This is a genomic window from Brevibacillus sp. AG (assembly GCF_028369215.1).
GTDB classification, from domain to species: Bacteria; Bacillota; Bacilli; order Brevibacillales; family Brevibacillaceae; genus Brevibacillus; species Brevibacillus porteri.
This window is the reverse complement of the sequence record NZ_JAQMYO010000001.1, coordinates 229,827-244,520: the sequence shown is the minus strand read 5'-3', so window position 1 is coordinate 244,520 and position 14,694 is coordinate 229,827. Positions and strand designations below refer to the sequence as shown.

The 14,694-nt window shown below is 45.6% G+C and carries 13 protein-coding genes; 4 read left to right on the top strand and 9 right to left on the bottom strand.

All coding sequences use genetic code 11. The annotated features are described in order from the left end of the window. The first annotated feature begins 95 nt into the window (after positions 1 to 95). Together POF51_RS01010 and POF51_RS01005 are read left to right on the top strand one after the other, a co-directional pair. Positions 96 to 2,219, top strand: a complete 2,124-nt coding sequence (locus POF51_RS01010) for a helix-turn-helix domain-containing protein (protein WP_271753320.1) — start codon at positions 96 to 98, stop codon at positions 2,217 to 2,219. A gap of 311 nt (positions 2,220 to 2,530) precedes the next feature. Continuing rightward, complete coding sequence (locus POF51_RS01005; RefSeq protein WP_069844868.1) at positions 2,531 to 3,688, top strand: GNAT family N-acetyltransferase; 1,158 nt, start codon at positions 2,531 to 2,533, stop codon at positions 3,686 to 3,688. Positions 3,689 to 3,743: 55 nt separating this feature from the next. On the opposite strand, the gene POF51_RS01000 is transcribed toward POF51_RS01005, so the two are convergent. Then, positions 3,744 to 4,748 carry a phosphotransferase enzyme family protein gene (locus POF51_RS01000; RefSeq protein WP_271753316.1) on the bottom strand — a complete coding sequence of 335 codons (1,005 nt, stop codon included), beginning with the start codon at positions 4,746 to 4,748 and terminating at the stop codon, positions 3,744 to 3,746. 132 nt (positions 4,749 to 4,880) lie between these two features. On the opposite strand from POF51_RS01000, the gene POF51_RS00995 reads away from it, so the two are divergent. Beyond that, complete coding sequence (locus POF51_RS00995; RefSeq protein WP_069844867.1) at positions 4,881 to 5,618, top strand: MerR family transcriptional regulator; 738 nt, start codon at positions 4,881 to 4,883, stop codon at positions 5,616 to 5,618. Positions 5,619 to 5,699: 81 nt separating this feature from the next. Here POF51_RS00995 and POF51_RS00990 read toward each other — a convergent pair whose 3' ends face one another. Together POF51_RS00990 and POF51_RS00985 are read right to left on the bottom strand one after the other, a co-directional pair. After that, positions 5,700 to 6,719, bottom strand: coding sequence for a serine hydrolase domain-containing protein (locus POF51_RS00990; RefSeq protein ID WP_069844866.1), 1,020 nt, complete (start codon positions 6,717 to 6,719; stop codon positions 5,700 to 5,702). 27 nt (positions 6,720 to 6,746) lie between these two features. Further along, entirely contained in the window at positions 6,747 to 7,571 is an 825-nt protein-coding gene (locus POF51_RS00985; RefSeq protein WP_069844865.1) for a MerR family transcriptional regulator, read from the bottom strand. A 228-nt stretch (positions 7,572 to 7,799) separates the two neighbouring features. Here POF51_RS00985 and POF51_RS00980 point away from each other — a divergent pair, with 228 nt between their 5' ends. Continuing rightward, on the top strand, positions 7,800 to 8,165 hold the full coding sequence (locus POF51_RS00980) for a winged helix-turn-helix transcriptional regulator (protein WP_069844864.1): 366 nt from the start codon (positions 7,800 to 7,802) through the stop codon (positions 8,163 to 8,165). 67 nt (positions 8,166 to 8,232) lie between these two features. On the opposite strand, the gene POF51_RS00975 is transcribed toward POF51_RS00980, so the two are convergent. The 6 genes from POF51_RS00975 to POF51_RS00950 form a co-directional block, all read right to left on the bottom strand. Next, complete coding sequence (locus tag POF51_RS00975) at positions 8,233 to 8,796, bottom strand: NAD(P)H-dependent oxidoreductase (protein ID WP_069844863.1); 564 nt, start codon at positions 8,794 to 8,796, stop codon at positions 8,233 to 8,235. Between the two features lie 179 nt (positions 8,797 to 8,975). Continuing rightward, positions 8,976 to 9,452 carry a GNAT family N-acetyltransferase gene (locus POF51_RS00970; RefSeq protein WP_244521666.1) on the bottom strand — a complete coding sequence of 159 codons (477 nt, stop codon included), beginning with the start codon at positions 9,450 to 9,452 and terminating at the stop codon, positions 8,976 to 8,978. 122 nt (positions 9,453 to 9,574) lie between these two features. After that, on the bottom strand, positions 9,575 to 11,083 hold the full coding sequence (locus POF51_RS00965; protein WP_271754163.1) for a fatty acid--CoA ligase family protein: 1,509 nt from the start codon (positions 11,081 to 11,083) through the stop codon (positions 9,575 to 9,577). Between the two features lie 63 nt (positions 11,084 to 11,146). Beyond that, positions 11,147 to 12,406: an MFS transporter gene (locus POF51_RS00960; RefSeq protein ID WP_069844861.1), complete on the bottom strand. Its 1,260-nt coding sequence runs from the start codon at positions 12,404 to 12,406 to the stop codon at positions 11,147 to 11,149. A 46-nt stretch (positions 12,407 to 12,452) separates the two neighbouring features. Beyond that, the gene (locus POF51_RS00955) at positions 12,453 to 13,754 is read right to left on the bottom strand and encodes a CapA family protein (RefSeq protein WP_069844860.1); all 1,302 of its coding nucleotides are present in this window, start codon (positions 13,752 to 13,754) and stop codon (positions 12,453 to 12,455) included. Positions 13,755 to 13,794: 40 nt separating this feature from the next. After that, entirely contained in the window at positions 13,795 to 14,682 is an 888-nt protein-coding gene (locus tag POF51_RS00950) for a MurR/RpiR family transcriptional regulator (RefSeq protein WP_069845463.1), read from the bottom strand. Positions 14,683 to 14,694 lie beyond the last annotated feature (12 nt).

The following is a 14,694-nucleotide window of genomic DNA, read 5'->3' as shown; positions in this document are numbered from 1 at the left end:
GGTTATTGTATATAGTAAAAATTATGAATACAATGTATATACAGACACTTATTTCCAACTATTAATGTGTATTTCTCTACATGGAGGACACGTGGATGAATTCATTTTCGCTCCTGCTTGAAAAGCTGCATGAATGGTTTGGCGATCGGCCTTTTTCGATCTGGTTCCAATTTTCGCGTGATCGACATTTTCGGCATATTTTCTCTTCTTTTCATGAAAACACTACCACGAATATTCCCCCTATGACATTACCTCTCTGTGACAACGATGCTAGCCACATGCGTTATGCATATGCCCAACAGATGTACCGTTTTTTCTACGAAAAGGAAGGACAAGCTGTTATTTGCCTTTCGCATAAAGCAAGCCAACCGCCCATCCTTACCTCTGACCAGTGGGAACTTTTGTGGTTCGGGATTCGCCTGTTGTTGGCAGAAGAAAAAATGACAGCAAAAGCGGAGGAAAGCAAGAAACTCTTTGAAGGGATTCGCTCGATATCTGCTACCCTTGACGTTCACCAAATCATCCGTGGCATCATAGGTAACGCACTGGCTGTTATCCCGGCTGCTGACGCAGGTCTCTTGCACTTGTATGATCCCTCTATCGACCTTTTGATTCCGAAAGCGACAGTCGGTTTTCATGATACGGTGTTCAAAGATCTCAAAATGCGGGTTGGCGAATCTATCGCGGGCAAAGTGTTTGAGGACGGAATCCCACGCATGTACAAAACCAGCCAAGAAACAACCCACGCGATGAAGGACATCTCTGCTGACAACTTTCACTCCCTGAACCACGCCAAAACATTGCGAGACTTGAATGGGTTGCTATGCGTTCCGATATCACGTGAAGAAAAGCGTATCGGCGTGCTAGTCCTACATCAGTTTCATCAAGAAAATGTGTTTACGGAGTACGACCTCGACCTCCTCCAAGGCTTCGCAGACCAAACTTCCATCGCCCTGCAAAATGCCGAGCTCTATGCAGAAGTCAAGCAAGCGTATGAGCATATGGCTGCCATTAGCGTCCAACTGCAAGCCAAGCACGATGATTTGATACAGCGCAACCATATCCATGAATCCATCAAGCAGTTGTCCTTGCAAAATAAAGGGGCAGAAACAATCGTAAAAACCCTCAGCAAAATGACAGGACATTCCATCTATTTTGCCGATTGGCTTGAGCAAAAATTGTATCCTGAAAAGAGTGCTTTATTTTTTAGCTGGGATGAACTGTATACATTGCTGAACAAAAGAAGACAGCCTGTTTCTGTCAAGCTGTACTCTCCCGATACTGGTGACAATCAATTGTTCTGTTTGTATCCGTTGATCAATGGAAGCATCTTTCTCGGAGGTCTCATGATTCCCTTAGACGAACGCGGGCTATCTGATCTCGCACGAATGACGGTCGAGCAAGGGAGTGCAGTGCTCATACTCGATTTAGTGAAAAAGCAATCGATCAGCTCCGTGCTATACAAGCGAGCACATGATCTTTTTCAAGAGCTGATCGCAAGCAAAGGCAATGAACTGATTGACCGCGCTCGTTCGATGGGGTTACAGCCGCAAGCAAAATACTACGTGGTTTATGCCCATCTGACGCAGTGCCACGATCTGGCCTTGCTAGAAGCAAACATTCATCGGCTCATTACTCGTTGGAAATGGGAGTTCAGTAAAACTCAGATGTTTGTCTACGGCTTCCATAACCATGTCACCCTCCTCATCCGGTCTCTCGGCTCCCGAGATGGCAAGGACATCCGGGAGAGGCTGCAGCAGGCGTCTTATGAGTGGGAATTGGGCAAGGAAGCATCGTTATCGATTGGCGTGGGAAGTATGGCAAGCGGGATTGAACAAATCAGCAAAAGCTACGAAGAAGCCAAGAAAGCCGCTCACTACTTGACCAACCGCAGCCGTTTTGGTGTGGTGCACTATAAAGACCTGGGTGTCAATCGCCTCATGCTGAACCAGAGTCAGGACGATATTGATGCATTCATTCAAGATGTGTTTGCCCCTTTCTGGCAAGACCCGGAAAAATATCAGGAATGGGAACAGACGATCATGGCCTATATGAAATGTAGTCAATCTCCTCAATTGACCGCCAAAGAGCTGCACATTCACGTCAATACGTTGTATCAGCGATTGCGCAAAGTCGAAGAGCTTCTACATATCGATTTGCGAAATCCCGAAGACTTGCTGAAATTACAGCTCGCTTGTCATTTGCGCCAGGAAGGATAAATCGAAAAAGGCAGGAGTAGCTTTAGACGGGAAAAAGTCCTAGGTTGGTTTACCATAATTTCGTTATGTAAATTATCACTTCATGTAATTCGTGAAAAAAGAGACGCGTATTTCTCTCTTGTAATATTTGGATAATCATCCATAATGAACATGGGGGCATCAGGCACCAAACACCCCAGAGATTCGCGCCCTACTACAGGTAAAGGAGTGATGATGTTTTGGATTCACAAAAACAAATGGAAAAGCATATGAGAGGTTCCAAACGATAATTTCATCCATTCTCTCATATGCTATGGGAGGAAATGAACGAAATGTTTGCTCAAAAAATGGTTCAAGGAACGGAACTCACAACCGATTGCTTCCATAACGCGACCAATCTGTTCGAAGCGTTGAAGCATCATGTATCCATCAAAGGGGTCATTACAGGTGTTATTCCTGGTAGAGTATTCCTGTCAAATGACGCGAGATCAGCCTTGTTGACAAGCCCCCAAGGTATTTTTCTAGGAGGCAGTGTTGATAATCCGCTCTTCTTTGAAGAAGTGAATGCATTGCTCAAAGAGGAGCTATTACCGCAGCTTGCTGCTGATGAACAGCTTGACTACGTCCTGTTTTATCCTACTGATGAGAAGTGGGATGACATTCTCGATATCGTGATGAAAGATATATTACCCATGAGAAGCGGCCGAATGATCTTTACACACCATCTACAGGATCTATCCCCTCCTGCTGACGATTATATTGTCCCGATAGACAGTACCTTGTTGAAGCGTAAAGAATTAATAGGTCTTGAGGATGTTATCGATGAAATAGCAGAGAACTGGCCATCTATAGAAGCCTATGAAAACAAAGGCTTCGGTTGTGCCGCGATTCAAGATACCGATGAGGGGCCTACCATTCTTAGTTGGTGCATGACGGATTGGGTAGTAGAAGACGAATGTGAATTGGGTATAGAAACCGATGAAGACTATCGGGGTAACGGATGGGCTCGAAAGACAGCATTGGGTGCTCTCTCACTCGCCAAACAACGCGGAATCAAAAGAGTGGGATGGCAGTGCTGGTCAAATAATATAGGTTCGCAGCGAACAGCCTTGTCTGTCGGTTTCGAGCTGCTCGCGGATTTTCCGGTTCTGTTCGGTTGGAACCTTCCTTTAAACAATTTCCTTGTCAACGGCAACCACTATATGCGTGGCGATCTGAAATATGGAGTGGAAAAAGACTACGCCCGCGCCGCATGGAGTTATGCCCAAGCACTTGATAAAGGCTGGGATTGGGGTGGCGATCCGGCCTTGTATTGGAATGCTGCTTGCTTGTTCTATCTGAATGGTGAAGAGGACCGTGCAAAGCATTACTACAAAAAGGCTATCGAACATGGCTGGGTAAGCATTCACCACCCGCATTATCATGATTATGTGTACAGAGAGCAGGACAGCGATCAGATCGCTCGAATTCTTGCTGAATCAGTAATCTAATGGAAATGGCCGCCGTTTTATCGGCGGCTTTTTGCTGAGCTCAACCATTTTGCCTCTATTTCTCTACATTTGAACGAAAAAGAAATGGCTTGCCGTTCAAGTAGTTTTTGATCATAGGTATTGCATAGAGCTGTTCTTCTTTTAGCCCCTCGGTTTCCCTGGGGTCAGGAGCATGATGACTATAATTTTCAATCATGACCATCACCGTGAAGCTCTCAAGTGTGGGGAGCCAGTCCCCATCTAGTTTAAGCAAACTCTCGTAGCCTTTTATGACAAGCTCTCTTTGTGCAGGATATATACCCAAAAGGGTATGGGCGATATCATAAAGATAGTAACCAAACCCACATCTTCCAAAATCAATCGGACGAGGATCTCCGTTGTAAAAAACGATGTTACCTTGGTGCAGATCGCCGTGAATGATTCCGTAGTTGCTGCTATTCTTGTCCATTTTGGCAAGACAAGTGAGTATTTTATCCGCCGCCAATTCATATAGCTCGAACTCTTCGTCTGTCAGAAATCGTTGGTAATGCTCCTTTAAACGAGTCATGGACTCCTTGAAGCGATCCTCTCCCCAGATCGGACGAGCAAATTCAGGGGTCAATTGGAAATCCTGGGATACTGTATGAAGCTTTGCTAGCAAGACGCCCTCTTTGTAAACTTGGTCTTCCGTAAGTTCATCATCAACATGCTCCCCTTCGACCCAATGCATGACGGATACGAAGACACAGTCACCATTCGCAAGATCAATGCTCACTGTCTTCGAACCATTGCGGCACGCTATTCCCGTTGGAATCGCTACCTCTATTTTTTCATGCAAATAGCGGAGCCAGGCAAGCTCGGAATCAATTTCATTTCTGTTCTTGTTTCCGTGAATACGGAGTAAATAGGTACCATCCTTCTCTGTTTCTATCACAAACGTGCAGGTGTCGGACAGTTGGTTGAAACGAATCTGTTCCCCATCCAAGTCGTATTCGTGCATTGCTTTTTGTGCGATTTGCTTGAACTGGGCCATTACGTTCTCGATGTCATCTTCAGAATCCAACTGAAATAACCTCGTCATGCGAATCCCCCATCCAATATATGGTTCATATGCTTACATTCGTTTGATTTTCGCCATACTCCTCTTTTCTTTTTTTCGCTTGACTCCAACCTAAGGTCAGACTGCAAACTCATTTTCAGGAGGTGAATCGCCATGTTGTATACCGTTAACGAGGTAGCCAAACTGTCTGGTACCACAATCAAGACACTGTACCATTATCAAAAGATTGGCTTGCTGATGCCCGAAATTGTTACAGAAAATGGATACAGATATTATGGTGAGAATGAACTCAAGCGGTTACAACAAATCTTGTTTTATCGTGAGCTGGATTTTTCGTTGGACAGCATCAAAGCTGCACTTGATCACGAACCAGACAGACTTCGTTGTTTATCTGAGCAGCAAGCGATGTTAAAGGCACGCCAGCTTCGAATGGAGCGCATCTTGCTTACTTTAGAAGAAACGATTCGACACGAAAGGAAGAGAGGAAATATGTCCACTGAGAAAATGTTTGATGGATTAAACGAAGAAGAATGGAAGCAGGCATTCACTCAACAAAATGAGCATTTGCAGGAAGCCTACGATTTTCAATTGGATACAGAGAATCTGGACGTAACTTCCATGAATGAAAAAGCTGCCGAAGCGACTGCTTTCATGACATTTATGGCAGAGGCGTTGAAAAACAACAAAAGTATTGATGATGAAACGGTTGTTTCTGCAATCGATAATCATCTTGCTTTTTTACAAAAAGACCATCCGATTGATGCGCGAGCTTTTGCCGAGCAGTCAAGGTTTTTCCTATCAGATGAGTTCCACCGCACTATGTTGGAAGAACAGCAAACGGGATTAAGCTACTACATTTGCATTGCTGCCGAAAATTTTGCTTCCAAGTAACGTATAGTTAAACGATCGTTTGACAGTTAAACCGGGTGAGCTGCAACTCCCCGGTTTTTTGTTTCATTCCTATCTGATGCCTTAGATTACCGCCCCGATAATATGCTCCTTGATTAGCGTCCATCGATCCCGAGGATTCGGCATGAATTCCGATGCAATGGCTACAACGAGGTTTTTTTCTGGGATGCAACAGATAACATGACCGCCATCGCCCATTGCTGCGTATGCAAAAACACCGTCCTCTTCACGCAACCACCATAGATACCCGTATGGATTGGGGGTCATTGCTAGTGATTCATCTATCCAAGCCTCTGGAATGATCTGATGATTGCCCCAACAGCCACGATTCAGATAGAGCCAACCAAAACGTGCCATGTCACGGGGAGTTAACGTGAGACCCCATCCTCCTGCGGAGTTGTTAGTTGGATCCTTCACCCATCCTCTCACTTCTTTCCCGAATAAATCTTCAAATGCAAACGCCTTCATTTCATAATCCGGGATTACTTCCATACCGATGGGTGTAAACAAGCGTTCGTTGGCGAATTCTCGAGCACTTTTTCCTGTGCTGCGCGTGAGGATGGCTGAAAGCAGATGCGCCCCAGCAGTCGAATACTTAAACGCTCCAATCTCTCCTTTTTGCCCGAGCATATCCAGGGTATAGGTTACCCAATCGGACTGCATACACATCTTGTCCAGTGGTTCGTGCCAGTCCTCAAAAGGATAGGGGGCTGTCATCGTGAGGAGATGGCGAATGGTGATTTCTTGTTTTTGCGTATCCTTATGATCGGGTGTATAATCTGGAAAAAATTCTAGCACCTTTTGGTCGACATTTTTGATAAACCGTTCCTCTATGGCAATACCAATGAGAGCCGATAGAATACTTTTCGTTACAGACGCTACATGGTGCTTATCTTTTGGTCCATAGCCATGATAGTAGCTTTCATGGGCGATATACCCATTTCTCACAATCACGATCCCATTTATGTTGCTGTACGCGGCTTTTATGAGAGGGTCTACCTCCCCTAGTTTTTCAGCGTCTATGTTCAAGAGGGCCGGATCTACTGCTTGCCATTCTGTAGTGGGCCAATCGCTTCTTTGCATGATAATTCCCTCCTCTACAAGAGAATGTCATTTTTTTCTGACTGGAAAATACACCTCCGTAACAAGCTCCTCAGGAACACTTGCTTGATCGGCTGCGGTTACATAGACTTCGTAGGGTGATCTCACCAATTCATAACCTTCATTTTCTACCCATTCCCGCAATCTGGCATATACCGCAGTCAATTCTGAGTAAAGACCCTTACATACTGACTTTGCACAAAGTCCCCCTGGCAGATCTCTTGTTCCTTTTACAGCTTCCGCGACCGGAAGCGCAAACTCGGTATCATTTCCTGCGGGATTGAATTCAGGGCTATGATAGATCGTCATCGGCGTACCGAACAAGGTGAGCTTTTCAGTCGCAATCCTTTCATACAGCTTACTGAAATATTTTCCATATCCTGTTGCATAATCATCACTCGTCATCATCTGACGTATAGAAAGAAGATGGATCAGCTGGGTCTCCACAAGCTGTACTTCTATGTTGTCAAGGTATGACATCATGGGGATACCCTGCTCAATTTTGGAAAGATCATGATTCAGTTGTTTTAAGGAATAGTCCAAAGCGTTTCGTTTTTCATACATCTCCCTTTGCTTGCGAAGAAGGGCGGAAACAAGCTTCTCTTCCGACTGATCTTCTTCCCATTCCAAAATGGCTTTTATTTCGTCCAGCGAAAAATGATACGATTTCAAACGGTTGATGAAGATCATCTTTTTCAGTTGCTTGATGGAATAATACCGATAGCCATTTTCAGGATTAATCTCGTCTGGGTTCATTAGTCCGATTTCAGCATAATAACGAAGCGTTTTGGTAGACACTCCACATATCTTTGAGAATTCTCCGATTGATAGCACAGGCTCACCTCCCTTGTTCATTCTGTATCGATATTCTACTTATACCCCTTCCCCTAAGGGCAAAGTCAACTGCAAGTATAAAAGCTTAGCGTGCTTCATCAAAAAATGGTGTCAAATCAGAAAGGCTCACCCTTTTCTTCCTTTACATCACATTCAAAAAAGTTGCATAATGTTGTATGGTAGAGTATGTGCATTTAAAACCATACTTCCCAAAGGAGAGTGTACTTTGTGCGTGAAACCTGTGTTCCGACTGGTGTGGAGCTGAAAGACACTGGCTTTGGATATACGTTGTCTTTAATAGGCGGGAAATATAAAATGATCATTTTGTATTGGCTCGCTGAAAATAAGGTGATGCGGCATAATGAGCTGAAGCGAAGTATCGGTACCATTTCCTTTAAAACCCTGAGCTTGATGTTAAAAGAGCTGGAGGCAGACGACTTGATCATCCGCAAGGAATTTCCCCAAGTCCCTCCCAAAGTGGAATATTCCTTATCAGAGCGTGGTCTTTCTCTCATCCCCTTGTTAAATATGATGTGCGACTGGGGAGAGAAAAACAGCTTGCCCCCTCAGGAGGATGTAAAACAGCAGGCATAACGATTATTTCTAACAGGAAAAGAAGTATCTCCCAAACGAGGAAATACTTCTTTTTTCATGGGTCTTCTTACAGGTTATCAATGAATTTCACATAATCTTGCGCGCTCTTATCCAATACGCTGCCGGTCGCCTCAAGTTCTTCACCAGGTACATTTTCGCCTGACTCAGTCTCTGCACCATAGTACGCAAAGAATGAACGATAATCCGCATGGCAGTAACGGAAGGTTGTTTCAAAAGGGGTCAATATTTGCTCAAGTGTATACCGATATCTTCCCTCTTCCTGATAATCCTCTTTCCTAATTCCAGCAGATACGGCTAATGCAGCTTTGCGATTCTTTAATTTATCGCCTCCCTTTGAACCGTATGCCCACCCATATGCGAAAACATCGTCAAGCCATTTTTTCAGGAGCGGCGGACAATTAAACCAGTAAACCGGGAACTGTAAAACAAGATTCTCATGCGATTCAATCCATTGCTGTTCTTTTTCCACATCAATGTTTCCATCTGGGTATGCCTTATGCAATTCATGGACGGTATACTTTTCTGGATATTTTTTGAGTTCTTCTACCCATCGCTTATTGATAACGGATGTTTCGATGCTTGGATGAGTGACGATGACAAGAGTTTTCAAAGTAGGTTCCTCCTTGAAGGTTTGTTGTTTTATGAGTATAAAATGCTTGCTGCAAATTTGTAAGTATGCACATTTTGTTCAGTTACTTACATAAAGGTGAGTGTAAAGAACAGAAAAAAGCCTCCCCTCGACCTAATGATTCTAGGTTTGTATCGTTGGGAGGCCCCTTTGCAATTGTTTTATTTTAGCTTTTTCTCCATATACAGCGTGCCTTCAATCGGATTAAAACGATAGGGTTCAATTGGATAAAATTCCAATGAGCGGTACAGCTGAATCGCTTGTTCCATCGTAGGAAGCGTATCTAATCGGATGAACGAATAGCCTCGTAATTTTGCTTCGTCCATGATCGCCAAGGCTAATTTTTTCCCTAAGCCTCTTCCCGTCCATTCAGGCTTCACGTACAATCTCTTCATTTCGCAAACTTGATCATCTATTTTTCGTAAGGCAACACATCCTGCTGGCTGCTCGTTATCTAACGCCAGCAAAATACAACCGGCAGGGGGTACGTATTCGCCCGGTATATTTTGCAATTCGGTTGCAATGTTTTGAAAGCTCAAATCCACTCCTAATGAATCTACATACTCCAAGAAAAGTTCACGTGCTTGATCGTATTCATATTCCTCCGTTGCATGAATCAAACGCAGCAATCCAAGCACCTCCACATCCCGTTCTACATTCTACAAACTGAAACTCGTGCAGGTCGATGACACGAAAAAACCAGCTTACAACAAAAGGATCATGGTGTGAGCTGGCATTTTTCATTTCTTCGTGCGATCGTTTAAGAGGTGCGCAACGAGCGACGCAAGATTTTCCCTGTACTGTTTTTGGGAAGCTCTGCTACGAATTCGACCTGACGAGGAACTTTGTATTTCGCCAGCTTGTCACGACAAAATGCCATGATTTCCTCTTGAGAAACCGCTATTTCCTTCAATGCCACAAATGCCTTGACTGCTTCGCCATGCACCTCATCGGGAATCCCGATCACAGCCGCCTCGATAATCGCAGGATGCTGGTAAAGCACTTCTTCTACCTCACGCGGGTATACGTTATAGCCGTCAACGAGAATCATGTCTTTTTTGCGATCAACGATGTACACATATCCTTCTTCATCCATACGAGCCATGTCTCCCGTATACAGCCAACCATCTCGAAGCGCCGCGGCCGTATCATCTGGCAACCCGAGGTACCCTATCATAACGTTTGGCCCTTGTACTACCAATTCACCCACTTCCCCACGTGCGACTTCGTTACCTTCGGGATCGACGACCTTGTTCTTCACAAGTGGGATATCGACTCCAACCGATCCTGGCTTTCTAGTCCCGTGCAATGGGTTAAAGGTTGTAGCTGGAGCTGCTTCTGACAAACCGTAGCCCTCCAGTACCTTGGCATCATATTTCGCTTCGAACTTATGCAGGAGCTCGACGGGCATGGATGCACCTCCCGAGCAATATATCCGAATAGAGGAGAAATCTTCTTTTGTCGCAGTCGGCAGCTGGAGCAGATAATTGTACATAGTCGGAACACCTGCGAAACAGGTGGCTTTTTGCTCCCGAATCGTATGGAGGACGTCTACTGGATGAAATTTCGGCACGATAATAATGGCTGCTCCCGTGCGAATCGGGCCATTCATGCACACCGTCATGCAGAAGACGTGAAACATCGGAAGTACCGCGACCATGCGATCTTCGGCCACCAGCTCGAACAATATCCCCATCGCTTCTGCATTCGAATCCATATTGCGGTGGGAGAGCATCGCACCCTTTGGCTGACCAGTTGTACCTGATGTGTACAGGATTACAGCGAGGTCATCTTCGTTTCGTTCCGGCTCCACGTACCCTGCCTCTGACTCTTGCCCTTCCTGTACAAGCTGATCGATCGTGATTTCATTTTCAATGGATTCCGTGTAGATGAGAAGCTGCAAATCTTCTATTTGGTCTTTCATCGGGGTTAGTACCGGCTGCAACGCGGATAAGGCGATGGCTGCCTTTGCTTTACTGTTCGATAGAATGAAGCGAATTTCGCGCGCCGTATAGATGGGGTTCATGGGAACAACAACAGCTCCTACGCGGAGTATCGCATAGTAAGCGCTAACAAAATGCGGCCGATTATCCATGAGTAGGGCGACAGCATCCCCTTTTCCAATCCCGTGCTGGGCAAGTCCTGCTGCGAGATGTTCGACCTGCTGATTGAATTGTGCATACGTAGTCGTTTCTCCCATAAAGACAAAGGCTGGACGATCCGCAAACTGTTTCGCGCTCTGCATGAGGCTTTCATTCAAATGATACACCACACATCTACCTCCTTTTCAGAAAATTTTAACATCTAGAACCAAGCCTATAAAGTATTACTTTTAGGAAACATGGGAGATTGGCGGTGCTGTTTGACTGACTTGTTCATTGCGCTTCACAAAGAGTAGGAAAAGCACGCCGCAAATGACAAAGAGCAACCCGTTCACGATCATGGCGTTGCCAAAACCAGTGCCAATATCTCCGGCTGACTGAACGATAGAGCCCGTTACCAGCGGTGAGATGATCCCTGCCAATGTAACCAGGCTGGACAATACGCCTACCAAAAGTCCAGTTCGTTCCGGCAACAAGCTGCTAACAATAACAGAAGCAGCTGTCCCCACAGAAAAGGCAAATCCTTTTCCTAGGCACAAAAGGATCAAAACAAGTACCGTAGATTGAACAAGGGTAACACCGTAAAAACACAGTCCCCCTAAAATAATCGAAACACCACCAACCAGAACGTATGATTTGCGATAGCTACGATGCTTTTTAAAGAAACGATCGCCAATCGATGAAATCAGTATGGTCATCAGTCCAGCCAAAAGTCCCGTGCCAGCAATCGCATAGGCCATTTCTTGATTTGTAAACTGGAAAACCTTGACGAGATAAACAGGCTCCCATACGGATGCGAAGGTGGTCCCCCAAATTTGTGCGAAATAGATTAAAAAACAGAATAGAAACGTGGATGAGAGCAAGACACCGGATATATCCGACCATTTCGCTTTTGATAAGACGGGAGCTTCTACTTTTGCAGGAGCGACGCTGACAAGTGGTTTTTCTTTTCCAATCCAGATCCAGACCAAGAGCCATATCAGACTGAGTGCACCCATAAACGCCCAGGAAAACCGCCATCCATAGCTATCAATTAGCGCGACGATCATCGGTGCGGAGGCAACCGCACCGACGAATGCACCGAAGTTCACGGTTGAATAAACCAGTCCACGCTTTTCTTCGGGAAACCATTTGTTCAAATGGCTGACAACCGTTGCCCAAAATGGCCCTTCGCCTATTCCAAGCAATACCCGCGCAACGACAAGCATCGGCAAACCCGCGATTGCATAAGCGCCGAATTGGATGACCGTCCAGGACAGTGCCATGATCGCCAGCATTTTTTTCGTCCCGATACGGTCCGACAATGCCGCGCCTACAATCCCTGCAATGGAGAAAAACCAGAAAAAACTGCTTCCGACAAGTCCCCAATCTTTCTCGTTCAGCGAAAATTCAGTCATAATCGGCACGGCAGAATATCCCGCAATCGTTTTATCCGCATAATTGATCATGTATAGCACAAACAACATAACCATTGTGATTCTGGCCATCATGTGAATCACTCCATTTGTCTAGGAAATAGACTGCCATGATTCCCCGCTATTTTGAAAGCCTGACGCGCCCAATTCCATCCATGATCTCAATCACTGTGCCATATGATTCACTTAAAGTCTTGAGCCCCTCCAGGATTGAGGTATCCCCGCTTAATTTCGGCCACCCCATACGATGTACAGGCAGATCAAAGCCTAATTCAATCGGATGCAGCTCCAGTTCGAGCAGCTCACCATCTTGCATTTTCCACATGGGAATAACCGACTCCCACACCTCTTTGTGCACACAGAGTCCTCGTGTGTAGTTGGCACTCATCGCTTCCAACGCATCTGCCACATTATGGGTGTGATTCAGGCCATAGTGCTCGTAGAAATCAGCGGGTTGACTCGTAACTGCTTCTGTCTGAAAAATAAAATCTCCCAAGCTGTAAAAGATCGGCCGATTTTTGTAGATTTCAATGCCTCGCAATAGATGGGGGCCGTGTCCTACAACAGCATGTGCGCCTGCATCGATGCAAGCTTTTGCAAAAACAGGCAAGAAATCAGCTGCAATCTCTTTCGCTTCTCCCTTCATTTCATGTGCGTGAATACTCACGATGACGTAATCAGCCCGCCTATTTGCCTCCTCAATCGTTTTGACGATTCTGTTCAGATCGCGCGGATGCGGTTGGGTAGTCGTCCCCTCTTCGTCGCTTACCATGAAACGTGCATTTCCAAAGAGAAAGATCTCCTTGCCCGGATCGTTCATGAAGCCTTCCTCGATGAGAAGCTTGTTGAAGGCGTTAATGTCCGTCGATTCCGCAATGGCCCTCAGATCAGCGAGCTTTTCTTCTGTAATGTGGTGTGTCATGACATAGCGCATCGGATTGATCCCTGGTCTGCCGATACTATCCGAACGCTGATCTCCGGCCGCCCACCATGGATGAAAAGTCGACGTTGCAGCGATCAAGGCTACCCTGGCCCCTTCGCATTCGAGATAACGCGGAGCCCCCGCTTCTGCGAGATTTTTGCCTACGCCAGCATGGACGAAGCCATACTCATTGAGATATCGTTCGGTTGCTTCTAGTCCGCCATACAAATAATCGAGCGTATGGTTATTCGCCCAGCCAATCATGTTAAAGCCGTAATCTTTCATGACTTGCAAAACGGAAGGTGGTGACATCGCCCACGTGCCTCCGCTTTGCGCGCTGGGATAGCCCTCATTATCATGTACGGTTGTCTCCAGATTCGCAATGCGTACGTCGGCACGGTGCAGCAAGCTGGAAACCTCTTGAAAAGCTTGGTCTCTGTATGGCAGATTGCGTGTAATAAAGCTGTCACCAGTCGCAGTAAACCAAATCGGCTTGGTCATTGGCAGGATTCCCCTTTCCCTTTTCTCATTTTTTCTGCTTTCAAAAGATCGAGAAGTCTTCCTCATCCTCTCCGACAAACGAGTATAGCTTCGAGCTGATTTCATCATAGTGCTGTAATCGTTTCTGGACATTTTCCGCGTCGTGGAGCATGACGCCTTTGATTAAGACATTTAGCATGGAGAATAATGTGGGCATACCGCTAGTGGCAACGGGTTGGGGGGTGGTGATTTTCAGAAGATGATCTGCGATTTGGCTGATGGGGGAGAACTCTCCTTCCGTAATCGCCAAAATCTTCGCTCCCAGCTCTTTTGCTGAATGGACCATGGCGACTGTCTCGCTAGGATGACGAGGAAATGATATCGCGATGACCAACCATTCCTGATCTCGTTCGGTGAGAAAATAATCTGCGTTATCAACTGCTCCCGTATATAGATGTGTGTTTCCTTTGATGGCATTCAACGCTGAGAACAACCATTTTGCAGGAATATGGCACCAACGAAATCCTACCACTACAATTCGGTTTGCCTGCACGATGCTTTTGACCACCTCATGGAGCAACGTGTAGTCAATTTGCTGCAAGCCTTGCTGGAGATACGCAATATCACTTTCCATCACTTGATGTGCGTAATTGCTCTGATCGAGTGTAACCCCGGTGTCTCGATATTTCTGGATCGGCCCCTTCCTTTGATCACCTATTAATAGAGACTTTTTGATTTCTTCCTGAAGCTCTGTGTATCCAGAGTAACCCAATGCGTAACAAAAGCGAATGACGGTCGCTTCACTGGTATTCGTAAACTCCGCGATTTTTTTGGCGGTATGGATCGCAAGTAAGCTCGGCTTTTCAATCGCGATCTTACAGATGATTTTTTGGCTTGCTGTCAGTTTTCCATACTGCTTCCGAATCCGTTCTTTTACGAGTTGTGCCATGCCTGAAGCTCC

Bases quoted from the DNA above. Each gene is read 5' to 3' on its own strand.
- POF51_RS01005 (WP_069844868.1), top strand. From the start codon at position 2,531: ATGTTTGCTCAAAAAATGGTTCAAGGAACGGAACTCACAACCGATTGC.
- POF51_RS00950 (WP_069845463.1), bottom strand. From the start codon at position 14,682: ATGGCACAACTCGTAAAAGAACGGATTCGGAAGCAGTATGGAAAACTG.
- POF51_RS00960 (WP_069844861.1), bottom strand. From the start codon at position 12,406: ATGATGGCCAGAATCACAATGGTTATGTTGTTTGTGCTATACATGATC.
- POF51_RS00990 (WP_069844866.1), bottom strand. From the start codon at position 6,719: ATGCAAAGAAGCGATTGGCCCACTACAGAATGGCAAGCAGTAGATCCG.
- POF51_RS01010 (WP_271753320.1), top strand. From the start codon at position 96: ATGAATTCATTTTCGCTCCTGCTTGAAAAGCTGCATGAATGGTTTGGC.
- POF51_RS01000 (WP_271753316.1), bottom strand. From the start codon at position 4,748: ATGACGAGGTTATTTCAGTTGGATTCTGAAGATGACATCGAGAACGTA.
- POF51_RS00995 (WP_069844867.1), top strand. From the start codon at position 4,881: ATGTTGTATACCGTTAACGAGGTAGCCAAACTGTCTGGTACCACAATC.
- POF51_RS00955 (WP_069844860.1), bottom strand. From the start codon at position 13,754: ATGACCAAGCCGATTTGGTTTACTGCGACTGGTGACAGCTTTATTACA.